At 64.5% G+C, this 20,160-nt stretch carries 21 protein-coding genes and 1 riboswitch; of the genes, 1 reads left to right on the top strand and 20 read right to left on the bottom strand.

What is annotated here, in order from left to right; all coding sequences use genetic code 11:
• From cobA to NZ453_RS01650, 17 genes are all read right to left on the bottom strand, one after another.
• Complete coding sequence (gene cobA / locus NZ453_RS01730; RefSeq protein ID WP_263768550.1) at positions 1 to 750, bottom strand: uroporphyrinogen-III C-methyltransferase; 750 nt, start codon at positions 748 to 750, stop codon at positions 1 to 3.
• A 54-nt stretch (positions 751 to 804) separates the two neighbouring features.
• Entirely contained in the window at positions 805 to 1,809 is a 1,005-nt protein-coding gene (gene cobJ, locus NZ453_RS01725; RefSeq protein WP_263768549.1) for a precorrin-3B C(17)-methyltransferase, read from the bottom strand.
• Positions 1,806 to 2,201 carry a cobalamin biosynthesis protein gene (locus NZ453_RS01720; RefSeq protein ID WP_263768548.1) on the bottom strand — a complete coding sequence of 132 codons (396 nt, stop codon included), beginning with the start codon at positions 2,199 to 2,201 and terminating at the stop codon, positions 1,806 to 1,808. The genes cobJ and NZ453_RS01720 overlap by 4 nt, the downstream gene beginning before the upstream one ends.
• On the bottom strand, positions 2,198 to 2,950 hold the full coding sequence (locus NZ453_RS01715; RefSeq protein ID WP_263768546.1) for a cobalamin biosynthesis central domain-containing protein: 753 nt from the start codon (positions 2,948 to 2,950) through the stop codon (positions 2,198 to 2,200). Before NZ453_RS01715 ends, NZ453_RS01720 begins: the two co-directional genes overlap by 4 nt.
• A 54-nt stretch (positions 2,951 to 3,004) precedes the next feature.
• Positions 3,005 to 3,805 (bottom strand): precorrin-2 C(20)-methyltransferase, encoded by an 801-nt coding sequence (gene cobI, locus NZ453_RS01710; protein ID WP_263768545.1) that lies wholly within the window; start codon positions 3,803 to 3,805, stop codon positions 3,005 to 3,007.
• The gene (gene cbiE, locus NZ453_RS01705) at positions 3,802 to 5,190 is read right to left on the bottom strand and encodes a precorrin-6y C5,15-methyltransferase (decarboxylating) subunit CbiE (protein ID WP_263768544.1); all 1,389 of its coding nucleotides are present in this window, start codon (positions 5,188 to 5,190) and stop codon (positions 3,802 to 3,804) included. Before cbiE ends, cobI begins: the two co-directional genes overlap by 4 nt.
• Complete coding sequence (locus tag NZ453_RS01700) at positions 5,187 to 6,344, bottom strand: cobalt-precorrin-5B (C(1))-methyltransferase (protein WP_263768542.1); 1,158 nt, start codon at positions 6,342 to 6,344, stop codon at positions 5,187 to 5,189. Before NZ453_RS01700 ends, cbiE begins: the two co-directional genes overlap by 4 nt.
• Positions 6,341 to 7,015, bottom strand: coding sequence for a precorrin-8X methylmutase (locus NZ453_RS01695; protein WP_263768541.1), 675 nt, complete (start codon positions 7,013 to 7,015; stop codon positions 6,341 to 6,343). Before NZ453_RS01695 ends, NZ453_RS01700 begins: the two co-directional genes overlap by 4 nt.
• A 162-nt stretch (positions 7,016 to 7,177) precedes the next feature.
• Positions 7,178 to 8,101: a sirohydrochlorin chelatase gene (locus NZ453_RS01690; protein ID WP_420851579.1), complete on the bottom strand. Its 924-nt coding sequence runs from the start codon at positions 8,099 to 8,101 to the stop codon at positions 7,178 to 7,180.
• Complete coding sequence (cobM, locus tag NZ453_RS01685; RefSeq protein ID WP_263768540.1) at positions 8,094 to 8,891, bottom strand: precorrin-4 C(11)-methyltransferase; 798 nt, start codon at positions 8,889 to 8,891, stop codon at positions 8,094 to 8,096. Before cobM ends, NZ453_RS01690 begins: the two co-directional genes overlap by 8 nt.
• The gene (locus NZ453_RS01680) at positions 8,891 to 9,742 is read right to left on the bottom strand and encodes an energy-coupling factor ABC transporter ATP-binding protein (protein WP_263768539.1); all 852 of its coding nucleotides are present in this window, start codon (positions 9,740 to 9,742) and stop codon (positions 8,891 to 8,893) included. The genes cobM and NZ453_RS01680 overlap by 1 nt, the downstream gene beginning before the upstream one ends.
• Positions 9,742 to 10,485: a cobalt ECF transporter T component CbiQ gene (gene cbiQ, locus NZ453_RS01675; protein WP_263768638.1), complete on the bottom strand. Its 744-nt coding sequence runs from the start codon at positions 10,483 to 10,485 to the stop codon at positions 9,742 to 9,744. Before cbiQ ends, NZ453_RS01680 begins: the two co-directional genes overlap by 1 nt.
• Positions 10,486 to 10,497: 12 nt before the next feature.
• Positions 10,498 to 10,845: an energy-coupling factor ABC transporter substrate-binding protein gene (locus tag NZ453_RS01670; protein WP_263768538.1), complete on the bottom strand. Its 348-nt coding sequence runs from the start codon at positions 10,843 to 10,845 to the stop codon at positions 10,498 to 10,500.
• Positions 10,842 to 11,519, bottom strand: coding sequence for an energy-coupling factor ABC transporter permease (locus NZ453_RS01665; RefSeq protein ID WP_263768537.1), 678 nt, complete (start codon positions 11,517 to 11,519; stop codon positions 10,842 to 10,844). Before NZ453_RS01665 ends, NZ453_RS01670 begins: the two co-directional genes overlap by 4 nt.
• 145 nt (positions 11,520 to 11,664) lie before the next feature.
• A riboswitch (cobalamin riboswitch) is annotated at positions 11,665 to 11,877 on the bottom strand.
• A gap of 139 nt (positions 11,878 to 12,016) precedes the next feature.
• Entirely contained in the window at positions 12,017 to 12,727 is a 711-nt protein-coding gene (locus NZ453_RS01660) for a response regulator (RefSeq protein ID WP_263768536.1), read from the bottom strand.
• Positions 12,724 to 14,652 (bottom strand): type IV pili methyl-accepting chemotaxis transducer N-terminal domain-containing protein, encoded by a 1,929-nt coding sequence (locus tag NZ453_RS01655; protein ID WP_263768535.1) that lies wholly within the window; start codon positions 14,650 to 14,652, stop codon positions 12,724 to 12,726. Before NZ453_RS01655 ends, NZ453_RS01660 begins: the two co-directional genes overlap by 4 nt.
• A gap of 292 nt (positions 14,653 to 14,944) precedes the next feature.
• The gene (locus tag NZ453_RS01650) at positions 14,945 to 15,139 is read right to left on the bottom strand and encodes a hypothetical protein (protein WP_263768533.1); all 195 of its coding nucleotides are present in this window, start codon (positions 15,137 to 15,139) and stop codon (positions 14,945 to 14,947) included.
• 180 nt (positions 15,140 to 15,319) lie between these two features.
• On the opposite strand from NZ453_RS01650, the gene NZ453_RS01645 reads away from it, so the two are divergent.
• On the top strand, positions 15,320 to 16,993 hold the full coding sequence (locus tag NZ453_RS01645) for a tetratricopeptide repeat protein (protein WP_263768532.1): 1,674 nt from the start codon (positions 15,320 to 15,322) through the stop codon (positions 16,991 to 16,993).
• Positions 16,994 to 17,126: 133 nt separating this feature from the next.
• On the opposite strand, the gene NZ453_RS01640 is transcribed toward NZ453_RS01645, so the two are convergent.
• From NZ453_RS01640 to NZ453_RS01630, 3 genes are all read right to left on the bottom strand, one after another.
• A complete protein-coding gene (locus NZ453_RS01640) occupies positions 17,127 to 17,447 on the bottom strand; it encodes an AzlD domain-containing protein (protein WP_263768531.1) in 321 nt (106 codons plus the stop codon).
• A complete protein-coding gene (locus NZ453_RS01635) occupies positions 17,444 to 18,175 on the bottom strand; it encodes an AzlC family ABC transporter permease (RefSeq protein ID WP_263768529.1) in 732 nt (243 codons plus the stop codon). The genes NZ453_RS01640 and NZ453_RS01635 overlap by 4 nt, the downstream gene beginning before the upstream one ends.
• Positions 18,176 to 18,272: 97 nt before the next feature.
• Positions 18,273 to 19,889: a methyl-accepting chemotaxis protein gene (locus NZ453_RS01630; protein ID WP_263768528.1), complete on the bottom strand. Its 1,617-nt coding sequence runs from the start codon at positions 19,887 to 19,889 to the stop codon at positions 18,273 to 18,275.
• Positions 19,890 to 20,160: the final 271 nt, after the last annotated feature.

Raw genomic sequence — 20,160 nt, 5'->3', positions numbered from 1 at the left:
TCAGCGGTCGGCTGGCATCAACTGCACCACGCTGCCGATCACGATCAGCGCCGGCGGTTTGACATGGTGTTCGCGGGCGACATCGGGCAGGGTGGCGAGGGTGCCGGGGTAGATGCGCTGAGTGGGCCAGGTGGCGCGATAGACAAGTGCCGCCGGCGTCTCGCCAGGAAGCCCGGCCGCTTGCAGTTGCTCCGAGATCGTGTCCAGCCCGGTGATGCCCATGTAGATGACGACGGTCTGGTTCGGCTGCGCCAGCGCCGACCAGTTGAGGTCTACCGTGTGATTCTTCAGGTGACCGGTGACGAAGACACAGCTTTGCGCGTGGTCGCGATGCGTGAGCGGGAAGCCGAAGCTTGCCGCCGCGCCGAGCGCGGCCGTAACGCCCGGCACGATGTCCACCGGAATGCCGGCCGCCAGCAGGGCATCGACCTCCTCGCCGCCGCGTCCGAACACGAAAGGGTCGCCTCCCTTGAGGCGCACGACCTTCCGGCCGGCAAGCGCCTGGTCGACGAGCAACTGGCAGATTTCGTCCTGCGGCAGCGTGTGCTCGCCCGACTTCTTGCCCACATAGATGCGTTCCGCATCTGGTCCGGCGAGTTCGAGAATGCCCTGGCCGACCAGGTTGTCGTAAATGACCACGTCGGCCTCGCGCAGCAGGCGGGCGCCTTTGAGCGTGATCAGTTCGGCGTCGCCCGGGCCGGCGCCGACGAGCGCAACGCGGCCGATGGTCGAGGGGGCGGGTTGGGACACGATGTTCTCCTGGTGCATTGCTAAAAGCGTCGATCGTCGGTGGAGCGAACGCCATCAGGCGCTCGCGTTTTCCTCGCTACTGTAGACCGCTTCGGGTTCAAATGGCTCGGCGAGGACAGCCGCAAGGTAATCTTCAGGCAGACGATGGAGAGCGGCGAGCTCGGCCGCCGTCTTGCCGCTTGCACGAATCTCGGCCAGCCACCCGTCGAGCCCCGACGACAGCGAACGCCCGGCTTTTTCGCCGTCGCGCGCCTCGCCGTTCGCCTGTACATCGTACTTGTTGGCGTAGCCGCGGGGCGTGATCATCAGGCCGTGTTTGACGAAGGTGTTCGAGTTGCCGATCAGCACGGTCGTCAGCATGCCGATATCGGCATCGGCCAGCCGGTCGAGCGTCGTGAATTCGATGCGCTGCTTGGTACGGAACGCCGACTTGACGACGGCGACCGGCGTCTCGGGCGCCCGATGGCGCTGGAAAATACGCTGCGCTTCCTCGATCTGCCGGGTGCGGCGGCCGCTCTTCGGGTTGTAGAGGGCGACGACGAAATCGGCGTAGGCGGCGGCATCGAGGCGACGGGCGATGGTTGGCCAGGGCGTCAGCAGGTCGGAGAGCGAAATGGCGCAGAAGTCGTGCGTCAGCGGTGCGCCGACGAGCGCCGCGCAGGTGTTGATGGCTGATGCGCCGGGGACGATCTCCACTTCGATGCCTTCGCCGTCGTCGCCAGGCGGCGTCCACCCCGCCTGAAAGAGTACCTCGAACGTCGGTCCCGCCATGCCGTAGACGCCGGCGTCGCCGGAAGAGATGAGAGCCACCTTCTTGCCCGCCTTGGCACGTTCGTAGGCCTCGATCGCGCGGTCGAGCTCCTCGGTCATGGCCTTCTTCACCACTTCCTTGCCCTCGAGCAGGTCCTCGACGAGGCGGATGTAGGTGACGTAGCCGATCACCGTGTCGGCTTCGGCGATGGCGGCGCGGGCTCGAGCCGTGAGGTAGTCGTGGCGCCCCGGCCCGAGGCCGACGAGCATGATCTTGCCGCGAGGGCGGGCGTTGGAGGTGGCGTTCATTCGGGGATCCTTGCGATGGAAACGGTGGCATGCCGCCCGTCGGGGCCGCGATGCCGGAGTTTTTCGACGATGAGCTCGCGTTTGTCGGAAGCTGCAGCCAGCAGCGCGGCGGCTTCGGCGACGGAAGGCGTGCCGGTGTGCCGCCGTACGGTTTCCGAAGGGTGCGGAACGTCGACAGCGGCGAGCACGTGCGCGGGGTAGAAACGCAGCGTCCATCCGCGCTCGGCCGCGAGTTGTGCGAACGCGATTTCGTCCGCCTTGAGGTCGATGCTGGCAACGGCGGCGATGTCTTCCCACGCCGCGGAGCCGGCACGCAGCGCGAGATCGATCGCCTCCCGTACCGTAGCGAGCGGCGTGTCGCGGTCGCAGCCGAGACCGAGCGCGATTCTCATGGACCGGCTTTCTCGGCGCCAGGCCGATAGGTGACGCAGCGACCGGCGAGGCGAGCGGCGTAGGCGGAAGGCATGGTTCGAGTGCTGATCCAGAGCACGGCCGCGAAGCGTTCCGGCTCGACGTCTTCCAGGCGCTCGAAGCGCGTGACGTTGACAGGCAGCGGCCCGTGGCGGCCATTGGCGTGGTTCGTCCACCAATCCGTACGGCCGGCCTCCTGTACGAGCGCGACCGGCTCATCGTTCACCATCGCCGCGCTGGTGTGCACCAGCTCGGCATGCGTCGCCTCGAAAACCCAGCCCAGTTCGCGCCCGAGGAGGTCGACCGCGATCGTCTCGCGTGCATCCGACGCCGTGGTGAGCACCGCCGTTGCGTCGAGGGTCTTAGCCAGCCGCCCGGCGAGCGCGTTGGCGCCGCCGAGGTGGCCGGAGAGCACCGGGATGGCGAAGCGCGCGCTTTCGTCGAGCACGACGACCGCCGGGTCGGTTTCCTTGGAGCGCAGATGCGGCGCGATCAGGCGAACCAGCGCGCCGAGCGAAACGATGGCCACGATCGCCTCGTGTTCGGCGAAGAGCCCGGCGACCTGTTCCCCCGTCTTGCCGGCGTAGGTTGTCGTACGGCCCGGCGCGGCGAGTTCGGCGTCGGCGCCGAACTTCTCCGGAACGATCAACCGTGCGTCGGGCAGTACGGCGACGACGCGGGCGCCGAGCGCGACGCCGTGACGGGTGATCGCGAGGACGGCAGTGCTCATGGCCGAGCCTCCGCTTTGATCCGTGGCGCCATGCGGCCGTCGGGAATACGCCGCTCAGGCATCCGTCGTCTCCGCGGCTTCCTGCCGTCGGCGGCAACCGCGACGCAGTTCGCCGCGTTGACGCTTGGGGTTCTGCACGAGCAGGAGCGACAAGTAGTTGACGCTTTCGCCGCGCAACGCGGCAAGGTCGCGCACGAGGCGCTCGTCGGGCGAGCCGACCTTCTCGATGAAACAGCTCGTCGCGAGCAGACCGCGGCGTTCGAGCAACTGCAACACCTCGTCGAGCAGCGGTTTCACCTTGAGCAGGATCAGCGTGTCGAATTCGTCGAGCAGGTGGTCGATGACCGTTGTGCCGTAGGCGGCCGGAATGACGGCGAGCGTCTCGTCCTCTTCGGCGAGCGGTACGCCGGCGACCGCGGCCGCGGCGGCGAACGAGGAGACGCCGGGGATCGTCTCGACCTCGACTTTCGGAACGATTTCGCGCACGACGCGGGCAAGGTGGCCGAAGGTCGAGAAGGTCGACGCGTCACCTTCGACGAGGAAGACCACGTCGCGCCCCGTGCCGTCGCCGGCGAGCAGTTCGACCGTTTGCGCGGCGGCGCGCGCCCACGCCTTGCCGAGCGCCACGGGGTCGCGCGTCATCGGGAAGACGAGCTCGACGGCGTCGTTGGGAACGGCGAGACCGCCCCGTTCAACGATGGACAGCGCGTACGAGCCCTCGGCCGCGCGTTTAACCGGATACACCCAACGCGCGCCGGAGTGCAACGCCGCCCAGGCGCGACGGGTTATGAGGTCGGGGTCACCCGGGCCGAGCGAAGCGCCGATGAGTTTTCCGTAGGAACCTTGTCGGGTCATGGTGTTGCCTGCTGTATTGAAACGCCGAAGGCGTCTGCCGTCCTTGCCCGTGCTTCGGAAGGAGCCCGCATGTCGCCACGATGAGCCTCCTCCCTTGACAAGGGAGGCTGGGGGGGTAAAGCCGTAACTACCCAAACCGGGTTCTGCGCCGCCATCCGATGCATGTCGAGGATCGGCTGGCTGCGGCTCGCCTGCAACTGCACGACGTCCCATGTGGCGTCTGCCGCCGTGAGCGCCGCCGTGGCGGTGGCGAGGTTTTCCAGCGTCACGAAGTTCATCACCAAGCGACCACCGGGTTTCAGTCGTTTGAAGATGAGATCGATCAGCGCGGCCAATTCGCCGCCGGAACCGCCAATGAAGACGGCATCGGGGTCGGGCCAGGCATCGAGACGGCGGGGTGCTTTGCCCTCGACGAGCGTGTAGTTGGTGGACTGCATGCGGTGTGCATTGGCGCGCGCGTTGGCGGCATCCTCGGCGTTCTTCTCGATCGCCCACACGTGGCCGGCGGGCGCCAGCCGCGCGGCTTCAAGGCCGACCGACCCGGAACCAGCGCCGATGTCCCAGACGACGGCGTCTTCGCGCAGGCGCAGTTTGGCGAGGGAGAGGGCGCGGACCTCCTGTTTGGTGATCAGGCCTTTCTCCGGCGCGCGCTGGATGAACTCGTCGTCGCTGAGCCCGAACACGGGTGTGCTTTGCGCCGAGCGATTCATCCATTCAACGAGAACGACGTTGGGCGTCGGGAAATCGCCCTGCGTCGCCGCCGAGAGGGGCAGCGCGCGGAAGAGTTGCTCGTCGGCCATCTGCAGCCTACATGCCACCGAAAGCCGGATCTCGTCGTCGCCGTAGCCGGCGGTTTGCAGGGCGCGGGCAAGCCGCGCCGGCCCGTTTTCGGGGCTCGTAAACAGCAGCACCTTCGGGTGCTGCGCGATGGCGCGCAAGGCGGGGTAGAGTGGGTGTTCGGGCGACGCGCCAGAGGTCCACTCGCCCCCGTCCTTGCCGTGGCATGAGGCGATCCGGGCGTCATGCCACGCAATGCGCAAGCGTGCGCAAGCGAGTTGCAGCGTGGAAACCGCGGGGAGAATATCGAGGGGCGTTTCGAGCCGGCCGTCGAGCCAGGCACCGAAGCCATGGCAGAATGGATCGCCGGTGACCAGGATGACGACCGGCAGCCCATCGGCGAGCGCCGACTTCGTCCACTCCGGAACACGAGGCAGCGCACCGTCCATGTCTCTGACGATCGCCGCTGGCGCGAGGTGATGGCGCACGAGCTCGAGCGTCCGGCCGACGCCGATCACGATGCCAGCCGCGCGCAGTCTTGTGCGAGCCGCGTCGGACAGCCCTGCCCAGCCGTCGTCGAGAATGCCGATCACGGTGCAGGTCGTCATGAACCCTCCTCGTCGTTTACGCGTACGATGAATTGCCCCTCGAAGTCGCAGACGAGCATGGTCAGCCGGTAAGGGCCGGGATAACAAGTTTTTAGGCTCCGCATGGCTCGGCGGGCGAGCGCGCGGTGAAAGTCCACCGCCAGGCCGAGCGCATCGAGCCGTTCGGCCGCGAACCGGGCGGTCTCGGCGGCGCGGATTTCCTCGACCAAGTCTGCCGGCGCACCGACCTGCTGCGCGCAGTCGGCCAAGAGGTCGCGGTCGACCTCGGCCTTCCAGGCGTGGGTCACGGCCAGTCCCTGCGCCATCTTCGTTAACTTGCCGGCCATGGCGCCCACATAAATGCGCGCCAGTCGGCGCTTGATCGCCGTCTGGAAGGCGACCTTCACGAAGTCGCCCATCTGCACGAAGCACACCTCGTCGAGTTCCGGCAGTTGCCGCATGGCGAACTTCTCGCTGCGGCCGCCCGTGGTGAACACGATGTCCTGCCGGCCCTGGCTTGCGGCGACGTCGACGGCCTGCACGACACTGGCACGGAAGGCGGCCGTCGAGTACGGACGCACGATGCCCGTGGTGCCGAGAATCGAGATGCCGCCGAGGATGCCGAGCCGGGCGTTGAGCGTTTTCTTCGCCATCTCTTCGCCACCGGGCACCGAGATCGTCACTTCGAGCCCGTCGCGGTCGAGCAGGGCGCCGGCGACGGCGCGCACGTTATCGGCGATGTTGCGGCACGGCACCGGATTGATCGCCGGGCCGCCGACCTCCAGCCCCAGTCCTTCGCGGGTCACGACGCCGACCCCCGAGCCGCCCCGGAGGACGATCTCGCCCGTGAGGCCGCGCAAGCACCGCACGTCGGCCGTGAGGTGCGCGCCGTTGGTCGCGTCCGGATCGTCGCCGGCGTCCTTGATGATGACCGCGTGCGCGGTTTCGGCGTCGACGCGCGGCTCGGTTACGGCAAAGGCGACTTCCTGACCGTTCGGCAGGCGGCAGACGACGCTGGCCGGCACTTCGCCGGTCACAAGGCCGATCGTCGCCGCGCGGGCCGCCGCTGCGGCGCAGGCACCCGTGGTGAATCCGCTGCGGTTGCCGCGCCGGCGCTTGGGATCGCTCTTGCGCACCTTTGCGGGCGCTTCGGCGACGGCCAGGTCTTGGCTCATGCCGCCTTCTTCTGTTCCGCTTCCGCGAGACCGAGCAACGCGTGGATCGCGGCCACCACCAGAGTCGACCCGCCCTTGCGTCCGGTGATTGTGATCCACGGCACCTGCGGCGTACGGGTGAGGAGTTCCTTCGACTCCGCCGCCGAAACGAAACCGACCGGCATACCGACGACGAGTGCCGGCCGCACGCCGCGCTCGCGGATCAGGCGCACGACTTCGAGCAGCGCCGTCGGCGCGTTGCCGATGCCGATGATCGCGCCGTCTAGTTGTCCGAGGCGATGCGCTTTGCGCATCGCCTGTACGGCGCGCGTGGTGCCTTCGTCATGCGCGGCTTCGATCACGTCAGGGTCGGTGATGTAGTCGTGCGTCGTCAGGCCGAAATGGGCGAGCCGGGGCACCGAGAGGCCGACTCGGATCATCTCGACGTCGGCGACGATCGGCGTGCCGCCACGCCGCATGGCGGCGACGCCGGCGCGCACGGCGTCCGCGTGAAAGGCGGTCAGGCCATTAAAATCGAAGTCAGCGTTGGCGTGGATCATGCGTCGCACGATCGGCCATTGTTCATCGGTGTAGTTGTGCGCGCCGGCTTCTGCGTCGATAATCGCGAACGAGTCGTGCTCGATGGCGCGGCCGGCGGCGGTAAGCTGTTCGGTAATGGTGTTGCGCGTCATGACTGTCCTATGGGTTGAGCTTCACCACAGAGAGACAGAGACACAGGGGTTCGCACACACGAAGAAAACCTTCCTGAACATTTCCTTCGCATTCCTCTGTGCCTCTGTCTGTCTGTGGTGTCGCAAGTCGTTTCCGGTAATAGGCTTAGCTTGCCTGCGGTCTCAGGCCGGGTGGCAAACGGTTTGCGCCGATGCCGGAGAATGAATCGCCACGGCGAGTTCTCCTGCCCCTGATTTCGTTGCCGTGTGGGCGTGGTCGTGCAGATGCTCGTGCTCGGCCGCTTCGCGGTACTTGCAGCCGTCGCACTCGAGCAATCCGCAGCTTTCCTTACCCGCGCTGCGCACGCGTTCGTCGATGAGCGCGAAGATCTCCGGCTCGAATCCGAAATGCCCGCTGAGTGCGAAAGCCACCTGCGGATACTGCTGTCTGAGCCGTTCCACCTGCGCCTTGATGCGTTCGATCAGCACACCGGTGAACAGATAAACCGGGACGATGCACACCTGCGTCATGCCGAGCCGGATCTGGCGCTGCACCACCGTTTCGAGGCGCGGCCAGGTGACGCCGGTGAACGCGAGGTCGACGAGTTCGTGGTCGTTCTCCTCGAAAAGCCAACGCACGACGCGCGCCAGTTCGCCGTTTGCTCCCGCATCGGAGGAGCCGCGTCCGAGCAGGATGACGCCGGTCGTTTGGGGATCGGGTGCGTCGAGCGATTTCATCAGCCCGTCGAGCTGCCGCTGCAGCACGTCGAAAATCTCTCGCCCCACGCCGAGGTGGCGGGTGACGACGAAATCGACGTCGGGGTGGCGCGCGCGCGCGGCGGCGAGGGCGGCCGGCAGTTCCATCTTCACGTGTCCTGCGGCGTTGAGAATGAACGGGATCAGCACGACACGGCTGGCGCCCTCGGCTGCGTGGTCGAGGCCGTCGGCGAGGAGCACGTCGGCGTGTTCGATGAAGCAGACTTCGACCCGCAGGTCCGGGTGGCGCGCCCGGTAGCGCTCGGCGAATTTCTCGATCTCGTCGTTGCCTTCGCGGTTGCGCGAGCCGTGGCCGGCGAGCAGAACCGCCGTCTTGTCCAGGCTAATCATAGGTAACCTCGCTGTGCTCCGCTTTGCGGAAACGGTGGGTGAAGGTTGGGTCGTAGAGCTTCGAGCGAACGAGCGACGGCCAATCGGCGGCACCCAGCGTCGGGCTGGCGACGATCATCGCCTGGCTGCCGATTTTCTCTTCCTGGCATTTGCGCTTGATGTCCGCGAGGGTGCCGCGCACGATCTTTTCCTGCCCCGGCCAGCTCGCTTTCTGCACGACGAGCATCGGCGCGTCCTCGGGCCAGCCGGCGGCGCGCAACGCCCGCTGCACCTCGTGCAGGAGCGTGATCGACAGGTAGATGCAGAGCGTGCAGTGGTGGGCGGCCAGCGCCTCCAGGTCTTCACCCGGCGGCATTGGCGTGCGTCCGGCGACGCGGGTGAGGATCACCGTCTGCGTGACTTCCGGCAGCGTCAGCGTCTCGCCCGCGGCGGCCATCGACGCCATCGCCGACGAGACGCCGGGGACCACCGACCAGGCGACGCCAGCGGCCGTCAATGGCCGCGTCATTTCGATCAGCGCCCCGTAGAGCCCGGGATCACCTGTCTGCAGGCGGACGACGTGCGCGTGATGTTCGGCCCGATCGATCAGCCAGGCGGTGATTTCCTCGAGCGTCATCTCCTTGGAGTCGCGAATCTCGCAGCCGAACGGTGCATAACGCGTCGCCGCCCGGTCGACCAGCGATCCGGCGTAGAGGATCGCGCCGGCGCGTTCGAGGACATTGCGTCCTTTCACCGTAATCAGGTCCGGGTCACCGGGACCCGCGCCTACAAACCAAACCTTTCCGGGCATCAGGACTCCTTTTCTTGATCGATGAGGCCGACGAGCGCATCGACGCTGCGCGGCTCGGCGCCGTTGCCGAATGCGAGTCCGTTCCTTGCCAGCGCACCACAGAGACGGATCACCGCCGGAACGCGCAACCCGCAGCCGGTGAGTAGTTCGGCGTGACGTGGAAGCTCGGTTGACGCACAACTCGCGACGCAAACGCCGGCGGCGAGCACATGAATCCGGTCCGCCCACGCGTAGGCGAAGTCGATGTCGTGCGTGGCCAGGAGCAGCGTTACGCCGCGCGCGTGAAGCTCATCGAGCACGCGCAGCAAATCGCCACGCATCGCGTGGTCGAGCCCGGCCATCGGTTCGTCGAGCACGAGGAGGCGCGGCTGCATCGCCAATACGCCCGCGATGCACACGCGCTTCTTCTGCCCGAAGCTCAAGCTGTGCACCGGACGGTCGCTGAAGTCGTCCATGCCGACGGCGTGTAACGCTTCATCCACGCGGCGCCGTACCGTCGCCGCGTCGAGGCCGAGATTCAGCGGACCGAAAGCGACATCTTCACGTACGCTGGCGGAAAACAGCTGCTGATCGGGGTTTTGGAACAGCAGCCCGACTTCGCTGCGCAACTGACGCAGCCCTTCGCGGCCGTAGCCGATCAGCTGCCCACGATATCGCACGATACCGGCATTAGGCCGAAGCAGTCCGTTGGCATGTTGAAACAAGGTGGTCTTGCCGGCACCGTTGGCACCAATCAAGGCGTTGCGGGTCCCGGCCTCGATGGCCAGTGAGCAGCCTGCGAGCCCGCTGTTGCCACCCGGATATCGGTAGGCGACGTTGGCGAACTCGAGCAAAGCGGCCGCGGCGTGCATCACGGATTCCCGAACGCGTAAGCGACCAGCAGGACGGCCCCGCTGAGAGCAAGCGCCAACTCGCGGTGCGGCATAGCGCCATCGTGCTCGAGAAAGCGCCATGCGCCGTCACCGTTGCGCGATTGCGCGGCCCGCTGCATGGCTCGGGAGCGTTCCCAGACCTGAACCGTCAGATTGGCGAGCAATAGACCCAGTGAGTTGAATGTTCCGCGCGCCGTAGCGTAACCGAGCCGAGCGGCCTGCGCTGTGCGCATGGCCTGAGCCGCGTCTGTGAGGACGAAGAGCGTCCGGTAGCAGAGGACCATCAGGTCGAGCAGCGTGGCGGGTACGCGCAAGCGCCGGAGTAACGCCACGATGTCGAGCAGCGGCGTCGTGAGCGCGAGAAAGAGGAGCGCCGAGAGTGCCGCGATCGACCGCGTACCGAGGCGAAAAACGGGTTCCCACCCGTCGGGCAGCCAACGCAGCGAAAGAGCGCCGTCGCCGACCGCATCGACGGAAAACACCAAGGACAACATTCCAACCAGCAGGAAGCCAAGTGGTGCGACCGCGACACGCAACCAGACAGTCAGCGGAACGCGGGCACCTCCGATCGTCACGAGCGCCATGACCACGGCCACCGTCAATGCGGCGGACGGCCGTCCAGCCCCAAAGGCGGCGATGAAACCGCCGGCCGCGAACGTCGCCTTTGCCTCGGGAGATGCGGCGCGCCAGCGATTGCTATAGGCATAGCGGTCGACAAGCATCGTCACGGTGTTCTAGTCCCCACTTGTGTCGCTTTCGTGTGCGGTTTTCCGTTCGTTCCGCAACCGTTCGCGCGTACGTGCCGCGCCGAGGTAATAGCCGATGAACCCGGCGCCGAGGGCCGCCTGCAATGCAAAAAGCATCGACGCGATCTCGCTGCTTGCCGGTTCCACGAGCGGCGTAAACCACGGTTGGTAATCCGGGCGGATTTCACTCACAAGGTTACGGGCCTTGTCGTCGGCGCCACCGAACATCGCGGATTGATTGCCTGCCTCGTCCGAAGGCGCTTCAACGATCCAGAGCGGTGCTACACCGAGCACGATGACCGCTACGACGAGCAGCATGTTCTGCATGCGTTTCATGGCCGGACCTTCGCGTTGTCTGAAGGATGCAACGCGCGCAGCTCGTCCGGATTGAAACGCGTCAGCGCGTTGAAGATCAGCACGGTAAGCAGGCCTTCACTGATCGCAAGCGGGATCTGCGTTAGGGCGAAGACGCCGGAGAATTTCACGAACGAGGCGGAAAAACCACCGCTCGCATCGGGGAAAGCCCACGCGAGCTGCGCCGCGGTCGTCACGTAGGTCGCCAGGTCGCCGAGCGCGGCGGCGAGGAATACGGCGACGGCCATGGCGGCGTTCACACGGCGCGCAGAGCAAAAGACAGCGTAAGCGACAATGGGGCCGACGATGGCCATCGAAAAGACGTTGGCGCCGAGCGTCGTCAGACCGCCGTGCGCGAGCAGCAGCGCCTGAAACAGCAGGACCACGGCGCCGATCGGGGCCATTGCCGCTGGCCCGAAGAGCAGCCCGCCGAGGCCGGTTCCGGTGGGGTGTGAACAACTGCCGGTGAGCGAGGGAAGCTTCAGCGCCGAGAGTACGAAGGAGAACGCTGCCGCGACTCCTAGCAGGATGCGCTGTTCAGGATGCGTCGCGACCCTTTTCTTGATCGACCATGTGCCGTAAGCGACGAAAGGCGCCGCGGCCACCGTCCAGCCGACGGCGTGCTCTATGGGCAGGAAGCCCTCCATGATGTGCATGATTCATCCGTTTCGCGAAACGTTGCAAAAACCGGTCGCGCAAGGGAATCAGCTCGGAAGGATGGCCGTGGGGAGAGTCGTGCATGGATGCGACGAAAACCGGACGGCGAAGCCCACAGAACCTTTCCCCTCACCCCGAGGATTGGTACCGCACTCGTTTCAGGTCGGTCTTCTGGCTCGCCTTCATCCTTCTTCGGCGCCTTCCCGTGCGATCTATTGCACAGTGACGTGTTGCCGAAGTTGTCAGGCCTACAGCAGCGGGGGGCTGCGCCGGATTTCTCGCTGTGGCGAGTCACCGGCTTCCCGTTTCACCTGCTCCGCGGTCGCGAAGCGAGGAACCTAAAACAGTTTGGATTATACATGAATCGCAAAAAAGGCCAGGGGGCGTTCTCCTGCTTGTCATTCTGCGAAGCGAGTTGTTACGCGGCGTCCATGCCGCAATCGATCCGCAATATAAATGCCGAACGGATAAGCCTCGCCGTGGCTACGGCTGTCGATCAGGTGATTCCGTTTTCCGAGCCAATGACGGCAGCATGTACGCGCGAACTGACGTCGAGTTTGCGCAGGATGTGCTGCACATGGATCTTTACTGTCGTTTCCGCAATGCCATGCGCGCGTGCGATCTCCTTGTTGCTCGCACCACGAACGATGCTGCGGAGGATTTCCAATTCCCGAGGGGAAAGGCTGCGGATGCCGGGCTGGGTCGGCGAGATCGATGTCTCGGTGGGTGCCGTACCGGAAACCGGGCCGGCGGATGCCGCTCCGCGGTAGGCGGCGACCAATTTGCTCATCATTTCCGGTGCGACGATGCTTTCGCCATCCATCGCACGCTGGATTGCCGCGGTCAGCGCTTCACCTTCCGCGGTTTTCAGAAGATAGCCGGCGGCGCCTCCGCGCAACGCGGCGGCAAGATCGCTCTCATCCTCGCTCACGGTGAGCATCAAAATGCGGGCGCTCGGCGCCGCCTCGCGCAATCCTGGCAGTGCATCGACACCTTTGACGCCGGGCAGGTGGTTGTCGAGGAGAATGACATCGGGTAGAAGATCGGCGGCTTTGCGCGTTGCTTCGCCGGCATCTCCGGCGTCGCCGACGATGGTCACCATCGGGTCGCGGGCGAGCAGCGCGATCAGCCCGCGCCGGAACAGCGTATGGTCGTCGACGACGAGCACGCGGATCGAGGTCGCGTTCGCCGATGGGGTGGCGTTCATGCGGCACTTCCTCCATAGGTTCCCGTGGCTTGCGCAAGCGGATTGGCGGGGGGCGGCAGGGTCAGGGTGACGACGGTTCCTTGTCCGGGAATCGACACCACGGTCACCTCGGCGCCGAGGCGCTGCGCGCGTTCTTTCATGATGCGCAGGCCCACGTGCGTTTCGTCGGCAGAACCGTCGGCTGCGCTGAAACCGATGCCATCGTCGCGTACCTCGAAACGCCACGCCGGCTGCTGTTGCACCCTGACCGCGACGCGCGACGCGTGCGCATGCTTGCGTACGTTGGAAAGCGCCTCCTGCACGATATGCAGAACCTGAATCTGCTGGTCCGGAGCCAGCGGAAGCCCATGGCCCTCCATCGCCAGTTCCGCCTTGATTCCGCTCTGCAGCTCGAACTTGCGCAGCGTCGTGGCCAGCGCGGGGGCCACGTCCTCCTCGTTGGTGCGCGTGCGGAAATGCAGCAGTAACTCGCGCACGTCACCGTAGCTTTCGCGCACCCCGGTGTCGATCTCGTCGACGATTTGGCGCATTTCTTCTGGATTGCCGGATTGCAGCGCATCGCGCATCAGTTGGACCTGAATCTTGATGAAGGCCAGGGATTGGGCGATCGAGTCATGCAGTTCGCGCGCCAGGTAAACGCGTTCCTGAGCCACCGCGGCTTCCTTTTCGAGGGCGTTGAGACGCAAATTTTCCATGGCGCCCGCCAAGTGACTGGCGAGGGCTTCGAGCAACGAGCGCGAGGCAGGGGTTGGGGTGATCTTCGCGTTGAAGAAGAGATCCACCTCGCCCATCAGGCGGTCGTGCAGGCGAACCGGAACATTGACGACGGTGCGGAAACCGGCCGTCGAGCACGGCAGGGGCGCCGGCTCGTTGGCATCTCTCGCGACGATGGGAATCACACGTAGCGAGGCGTCGATCTCGCTGGCATTGGACGTACCGCACAAACAATCGCCCTTCTCGATGCAGCGCTCTTTGTCGACGAGCGATTGGGGCATGCCTTGCGCGGCGAGCATCAGGTAGCGCTGATTTTCCTGATCCGACCAGCGGACGGTGATGCCGTCGGCGCGAGCGATGCGCATCACGTTGCGCGCGAAACGCTGGGCCAGTTCGTCGAGCGAGGTCGCCTCGGCAACCAGCGCAGTGACTTCGTACAGGCCTTCAAGCCGTTCTTTCTTTTCCTCGAGCTCGCTCGTTTTTTCGGCGACCTTGTGTTCGAGATGCCGGTACATGTGCTGGAGGTGTTCCGCCATGCCGTTGAAGCCGCGCGCGAGCGTACCGAATTCGTCGCTGCTCGCATGGTCCACGCGCGCGTCGAAATCGCCCTGTTGGATTCTCTCAACCGCTTGCCGAAGCTGGGTCACGGGCTCGAGGACGAAGACGTATCCGGCATAGACGAGGATCGCCACCACGAAGATCGCCAGCCCGAGCACCGAGAGTTGCAGGAGGTAGAGCCAGGCGGTCCAGCGTGCCATGTGCGCCTCGATGCCGGCGACGAACGCGTCGATGTGAGTGACGAACTGAGCGGTTTCGGCCGGCAAGGCCGCCGCGTCCGTCGGCCGCTCAGTGAGCCAGCGTGCCCGGTACGCGGTCCAGGCACGGCCAACGGTTTCCAAGCGCTCGCGGACGCCGGCTTCCGGAGGGACGAACAATGGGCGCTCGGGATCGCCTTTGCGCAACGTAGCGAGGCTGAGCTCGAATTCAGCGACTTGATCGGGAAGTTGGGCGAATCGTCCCAAGCCGACCGAGAGCGACATTCGATAGGCCTGCATGCGCATGCGCCCGGCTTCGTTGACCGCCGCAGCACCGCCATCCAGTTGCCAGGACACCCATAGCGCGGCGGCAGTGGAAAGGAGGACGAGCAGGAGGAAGGGGGCGCCGAGCAAGGCCAGCTTGGCACCGAGGCTCCATTGCTTTCTCGTGGTCATGGCGGACGTCGACGACTTGAAGGATGGTCATTCTAAGACAGCATCCGGCGCCGCGGGGTCCGTCGGTCAAAGCGGGGGTATTGCGTCAATACGAGCCGAGCCTGAAGCTCCTAATGCGGAGAACGGCAAAGGCCGATGAATGGTGAGAGGGGAGTAGTCTGTTGAAGCCGGCGATGCGGCATGGTGAAATCCGACCGGAATGCGTGCCTCGAAAGAGGTTTGCGTATAGTGTCGCCAGGTGGCGACCGTTGGTTTTTCCGGTCAGAGGTTAGCTCGTCATGACAAGGCGAGATTAGCGGGCACCAACTGCACTCGGGCGAGCCGAAGTGATACCAGGTTTGCCATCGGCGCTGGAGAAACGTTTCCAGGCGTCAAATGCGAAGTTGCCGAGGGCGATGAGGCCGGCGCCGACCACAATGCCGAGCAGTGTGATGGCCAAACGGATTTCTGCTGCATGCTCGAAGAAGAACGTGCTGTTGACTTCCATGATGCTTCCTTTCAAAAATGAGCTGAACATTTCATCTAATGAAAACCATTCTCACTAGACGAAACAAAGAGTAACAAAGTTGCCACTACGGGTCTGTAGCGGCTTTTTGGCCATTAAGTAACGCCGGTTGGTCTTCTGTAACGGCGTGTAATGTCCGGGAACTCAGGCAGCACAAGGGGCGTGACCGATTTCAACCCTGAGCAGCGGGTTACCCTGAAGGCGATAAAGGTGTTTGCTGTGAAAGAAGACGGGCTCTCACCGGACGTGCAGGCGTACCTCCCCGAGATACTGGCCAGCATGCTGCGCGCGACCGAGTTCCGCTTGGCAGAGCGGTGGGAAGACGCGCTTGAGTGCCTCGACGCGGCGCTATCGATCGATCCGCTCTTTGTGCCGTGCTACGTGGACCGCGCCATGGTCCTTGGCAAGCTGGGTCGTTACGAAGAGGCGCTGGAGTTTTACGACAAGTTCCTGCGCCTTGCGTCTCCGGCCCCAGAGATCGCCCTGATGCGGCACCAACTACTGGATGAAGCCTTCGCCGATTTCGACCGGCGAATTGATGCCGAACCAAGCGTTTCGGACGCCCGCTTGCGGCGTGCCGAACTGTTTCGCTTGGCTGATCGTCCAGCGGAGGCAATCGCTGACTATGAAGCCGTTCTGCGGAACGAACCCCGCCGTGCCGATGTTCTCAATAATCTCGGCACAGCCCTACTGGCGCTCGGCCGTCATGGCGAAGCGCTGAGCGCCTACGAAAACGCCATTACCGGGGACCCGAAATGCGCCGAGGCCTGGCACAACCTCGGCAACGTCCTGCAGAAACGCGGGCAAGTCGAGCGAGCCAGGGCGGCGTATCGGGAGGCTCTGGCGCTGGTTCCCGATTTGGCCGAGGCGCACATGGAGATCGGACATAGCCTGCTGCTGGAAGGCAACTCCGACGGATGGCCTTACCTCGAATGGCGATGGCAGACCCGTTACCTGAAGGACGCGCCCCGACCAAGCGAATGCCCCGTGTGGCTCGGCGAAACCAACCAATCGGGCGCGCCCCGTCCGTGGTCGCTTGCGGAACCCTCTCTTTCCGGAAAAACGATTCTGCTCTGGGCCGAACAAGGCCTGGGCGATACCCTTCAGTTTGTGCGTTTTGCTTCCGCCGTGGCCGCGCTAGCGGCCCACGTCATCTTGCGAGTGCAGGCGCCGTTGCGCGAACTCATGCAAAGCCGCGGATTGCCGTGGGCGGTAATTGGCGACGATGAACCGATTCCGTCGCACGATGTGCATTGCCCGTTGCTCAGTCTGCCGCTGGCCCTGGGACTAAAAGCCTTACCGGCCGCACAGCCGTACTTGCGGGCGGATGCCGAAAAGGCCGCGCGCTGGGCGGCTCTCCTCGGTCCCAAGTCTCGTCCTAGAGTCGGCCTTGCGTGGGCCGGGCGGCAACATGGGGCCATCAACCCAACGCGCGATATGCCCCTTGCGGTGTTGTTGCCGCTCGCCGGCGCCAACGTGGAGTGGGTGAGTCTGCAAAAGGATATCCCGACCAAGGACGAGGTTGCTCTCGAAGCATTTCCGGAACTCCGGCGTTTCGAAGGGGGGCTTTCCGACTATTCGGAAACGGCGGCCCTGATCGACAACCTGGACCTCGTGATCAGCGTCGATACCTCCGTGGCGCACCTCGCTGGAGCGCTCGGCAAGCCGTGCCGGCTCATGTTGCGCGCGGATAGCGAATGGCGCTGGCAACGGGATCGCGCCGATTCGCCGTGGTACGCGACGTTGGAAATCTTCCGACAACCGAGCCCGGGCGACTGGGACAGCGTCGTCGCGCAGATTGCGAGGCGCTTGGTTGTGGCTCCTGAGAATCCATAGCTCGATGTTAGTCGAAGCGTTTTCTCACGAGATGGAATGAGTAACGGTTTTGGTAGGCGGGCTTTTGCTATCGAACCGCGTGCGCGGAGAGACCGTTAACGAACATCAGATTGGCGGCATCGATTGCCATCCTTTACAACAGCCAGCGCATGGCACCGAAAACGGCAAAGCTCACGATGACGGCGACCAGCAGGCGGCCGGTCTTCCAAGCAATCAGCCCAGCGATAAGGGTGCCGACGAGGTACGGGTTGGCAAGCGACAGATTGAGCTGCCCGCCAGGCGCGATTGCTTCCGGGATGACGATGGCGGAAAGGACGGCTACCGGCACGTGGCCCAGCGCCTCGATGACGGCGGGCGGAAAGCGCAAACGTTGCCCGAAGACCAGGAAGCTGGCCCGGATCAGGAAGGTGGCGACGAACATACCGAGGATCGTCGCCCAGAGCGTAGTGCTCATCGCGGATCCTCCGGCGAAACGGCGGCAGGCGAATCCGTCCGCCGGCGCCGGCTGTCTAGCGCTACGCCGACTATGACACCGACCGCCGCCGCGCCGATCAATCCGAGCTTGTACGGTAGCGCTTGTCCGAGCCAGGCCGCGCTTCCCGCTGTCGCGGCGACGGCGACGGGAGCAAGCGCTTTCAACTGCGGTGCCACCATCGCGGCGAACGTGGCAATCATGGCGAAATCGAGGCCGAGTGTGGCCAAGCCCGAGAACTGGTGCCCGACGACCGCGCCGATTGCCGTCCAAACTATCCAGTTGAGATAGAAGAACAAGGCGGAGCCGACGAAGTAGGGTAGCGCACCTTCGGTGCCGTGCGCGCGGAACCGGCGGTCCACAACGGCAAACGACTCGTCAGTGAGCCAGAACGCGGCGAGCGCTCGCCACGCCAAGGGCCAGTCGCGAGCGACCGGTTGCAGCGTTGCGCTGTAAAGCGCATGGCGCAGGTTGATTACAAACGTCGTGAGCCAGATGACCGGCAAGGCGGCACCCCCGCCGATCAGGTTGACCGAAATGAATTGCGCCGAACCCGCGAAAACGATGACCGACATGGCGACCGCTGCGATCGGTGGCAGGCCGGCGGCAACGGCGAGCGTGCCGAAGATGACGGCGAAGGGCGTGGTACCGACAGTGAGCGGCAGAGTGTCGCGGGCGCCGGCAAGGACGCTCGAAAGGGGGGGGGGCATCCGGATATCTCGTACGGCGGGGTGGAATCCACGAGCTTAGCGTACCCCGCCGCCCGGAGGCAATGCGCGCCGGCACCAACGCGCTTTCTCATTCGCTTTACAAGCGGAAGCGCGATACCGCCGCGTTGATTTCGTTCGCCATCTCGGACAAGGCGACCACGGAGTCGCTGGCGCTGTGCACCGACTTGTCGGTTTCTTCCAACATACTGGCGATGCGCTCGACGTTGGCGGCGATGCTGTTGCTCGCCGAGGTTTGCTCCGCCGTTGCATGCGCCACATCGCGAACCTTGGAGAGCGTTGCGTCTGCCCCCTGGCTGATCTCGCGCAACGAGACGGCCGCGCTTTCCGCCATCGATACGCCACGCGCCACCTGCGGTCCAACAGCCTGCATGCTCGTTACGACGGTGTTCGTATCGAGTTGTACCGCTTGGATCGTCGTGTTGATCTCATTCGTGGCTCGTGTCGTACGTTCGGCCAGCTTGCGCACCTCGTCGGCGACCACGGCGAAGCCTCGGCCTTGTTCACCGGCGCGTGCCGCTTCGATAGCGGCATTGAGTGCGAGCAAGTTGGTCTGGTCGGCAATTTCCTTGATCACATTGGCGATACCGCCGATTTCCCGCGTACGGTCGGACAAATCGCTGATTTGCTTGGAAGCGCCGTCGATCTGATCCGCAACACGTTGGATTTCCGTTGCGGCCGCCGAAACCTGCCCTTCACCCTCGCTCGCAAGGTTGGCCGCCCGCCCCGAATTGTTCTCGGTTTCCTTGGCGCTATCGGCAATCATGCTCGCGCTGACGACCATTTCTTCCACTGCTGCCGCCGTCGAAGATGTGGCTTCCGAAGAATGTGCTGAAGCGGTGCTGATCTCCTGCATGGTGTTCTTGATCTCTCCCGCGGAGTGCTTGATGGTGCCGGCTTTGTCGTGAATCTCGCGGATCATCTTGCGCAGACTTTCCTGCATGTCGCAGAGCTCTCCCAGGATGCTCGCTGCCGGGGCCTTCTCGATCGTCTTGCCTAGATCGCCCGAGGCGATGGTGCGCGTCATCTCCGCCGCGTAGCTCGGTTCGCCTCCGATCTGGCGATAAATCTGGCGGGCGAACACGACAGCCAAGCCGCCTGTTATCGCGAGGATCAAGACACCGACCAGCAACATCCCCATCGAATACTCGAGCAACGCGGCTTCAATGTCGTCGATGAAGAAGCCTGTGCCGACCGTCCATCCCCATGGATCATAACGGGTGACGCCGTTCAACTTTGGAAATAGCTTGTCCGGTTTGCCGCCGGGTTTGGCGACCGGTACTTCGACGTAGGCGAGCGCGCCTTGCTCAGCCAGCGCGTCTTTATAGACCTGCACCAGATTTCTTCCGTCCGCGACCTTGGCGCCAAGGTTAACCTTGTTCAACAACTCCGCCCGCGGATAGGCCACGAACATGTTTTCGGCGTTGCGCGCGAAAAGGTAAATGTCCTCGTTGCGAAAACCCATCAGCGCTTGCGCGGCCTGTTCCTGCGCTTGTTCCCGCGTCAGTTTGCCGGCCTGTTCGAGGGCGTGGTACCGGTCCATCAGCGTCACCGACATCTTCAGCAGATTCTCGAGTTGCGCATGGCGCTCGGCGAGCATGCTGCCTCGAACGTTGTACAGCGCGAACCCGCTGATCAGCAGCAGACCGATCATGCTGGCCGCGATGAGAATGGCTAACCGGGTGGAGAGTTTCATGTGAGCCCCCTGCTGTTATGGTTGTCGGCGCCGCCGTACTGTGGCGGCGTACAGTAGTAGTCTCAGCATAGCCCGTTATCGAGCCAAAGGCACAACGGCAAGAGGGATTTATCTCCCCGCTATGTGTCGCCCGATGAATACATGGCTTGCTACAAGCGCTACCGAAAACCCCTTCGCCTTGTAAGGGTGAACACTGTTGCCACCCCATGATCGCACTACCGACGCGAAACCGTGTGGAGGGGGGATGAGAAGATGCAACCTAAAGCAGGGA

The organism is Propionivibrio soli, from assembly GCF_025770765.1.
Taxonomy (GTDB): domain Bacteria; phylum Pseudomonadota; class Gammaproteobacteria; order Burkholderiales; family Rhodocyclaceae; genus Propionivibrio; species Propionivibrio soli.
This window is presented reverse-complemented; position numbering and strand designations above follow the sequence as displayed.

Excerpts from the sequence above, each read along its gene's own strand:
- cobJ (WP_263768549.1), bottom strand. The coding sequence starts at position 1,809 with ATGAACGCCACCTCCAACGCCCGCCCTCGCGGCAAGATCATGCTCGTC.
- NZ453_RS01720 (WP_263768548.1), bottom strand. The coding sequence starts at position 2,201 with ATGAGAATCGCGCTCGGTCTCGGCTGCGACCGCGACACGCCGCTCGCT.
- NZ453_RS01715 (WP_263768546.1), bottom strand. The coding sequence starts at position 2,950 with ATGAGCACTGCCGTCCTCGCGATCACCCGTCACGGCGTCGCGCTCGGC.
- cobI (WP_263768545.1), bottom strand. The coding sequence starts at position 3,805 with ATGACCCGACAAGGTTCCTACGGAAAACTCATCGGCGCTTCGCTCGGC.
- cbiE (WP_263768544.1), bottom strand. The coding sequence starts at position 5,190 with ATGACGACCTGCACCGTGATCGGCATTCTCGACGACGGCTGGGCAGGG.
- NZ453_RS01700 (WP_263768542.1), bottom strand. The coding sequence starts at position 6,344 with ATGAGCCAAGACCTGGCCGTCGCCGAAGCGCCCGCAAAGGTGCGCAAG.
- NZ453_RS01695 (WP_263768541.1), bottom strand. The coding sequence starts at position 7,015 with ATGACGCGCAACACCATTACCGAACAGCTTACCGCCGCCGGCCGCGCC.
- NZ453_RS01690 (WP_420851579.1), bottom strand. The coding sequence starts at position 8,101 with ATGATTAGCCTGGACAAGACGGCGGTTCTGCTCGCCGGCCACGGCTCG.
- cobM (WP_263768540.1), bottom strand. The coding sequence starts at position 8,891 with ATGCCCGGAAAGGTTTGGTTTGTAGGCGCGGGTCCCGGTGACCCGGAC.
- NZ453_RS01680 (WP_263768539.1), bottom strand. The coding sequence starts at position 9,742 with ATGCACGCCGCGGCCGCTTTGCTCGAGTTCGCCAACGTCGCCTACCGA.
- cbiQ (WP_263768638.1), bottom strand. The coding sequence starts at position 10,485 with ATGCTTGTCGACCGCTATGCCTATAGCAATCGCTGGCGCGCCGCATCT.
- NZ453_RS01670 (WP_263768538.1), bottom strand. The coding sequence starts at position 10,845 with ATGAAACGCATGCAGAACATGCTGCTCGTCGTAGCGGTCATCGTGCTC.
- NZ453_RS01665 (WP_263768537.1), bottom strand. The coding sequence starts at position 11,519 with ATGCACATCATGGAGGGCTTCCTGCCCATAGAGCACGCCGTCGGCTGG.
- NZ453_RS01660 (WP_263768536.1), bottom strand. The coding sequence starts at position 12,727 with ATGAACGCCACCCCATCGGCGAACGCGACCTCGATCCGCGTGCTCGTC.
- NZ453_RS01655 (WP_263768535.1), bottom strand. The coding sequence starts at position 14,652 with ATGACCACGAGAAAGCAATGGAGCCTCGGTGCCAAGCTGGCCTTGCTC.
- NZ453_RS01650 (WP_263768533.1), bottom strand. The coding sequence starts at position 15,139 with ATGGAAGTCAACAGCACGTTCTTCTTCGAGCATGCAGCAGAAATCCGT.
- NZ453_RS01640 (WP_263768531.1), bottom strand. The coding sequence starts at position 17,447 with ATGAGCACTACGCTCTGGGCGACGATCCTCGGTATGTTCGTCGCCACC.
- NZ453_RS01635 (WP_263768529.1), bottom strand. The coding sequence starts at position 18,175 with ATGCCCCCCCCCCTTTCGAGCGTCCTTGCCGGCGCCCGCGACACTCTG.
- NZ453_RS01630 (WP_263768528.1), bottom strand. The coding sequence starts at position 19,889 with ATGAAACTCTCCACCCGGTTAGCCATTCTCATCGCGGCCAGCATGATC.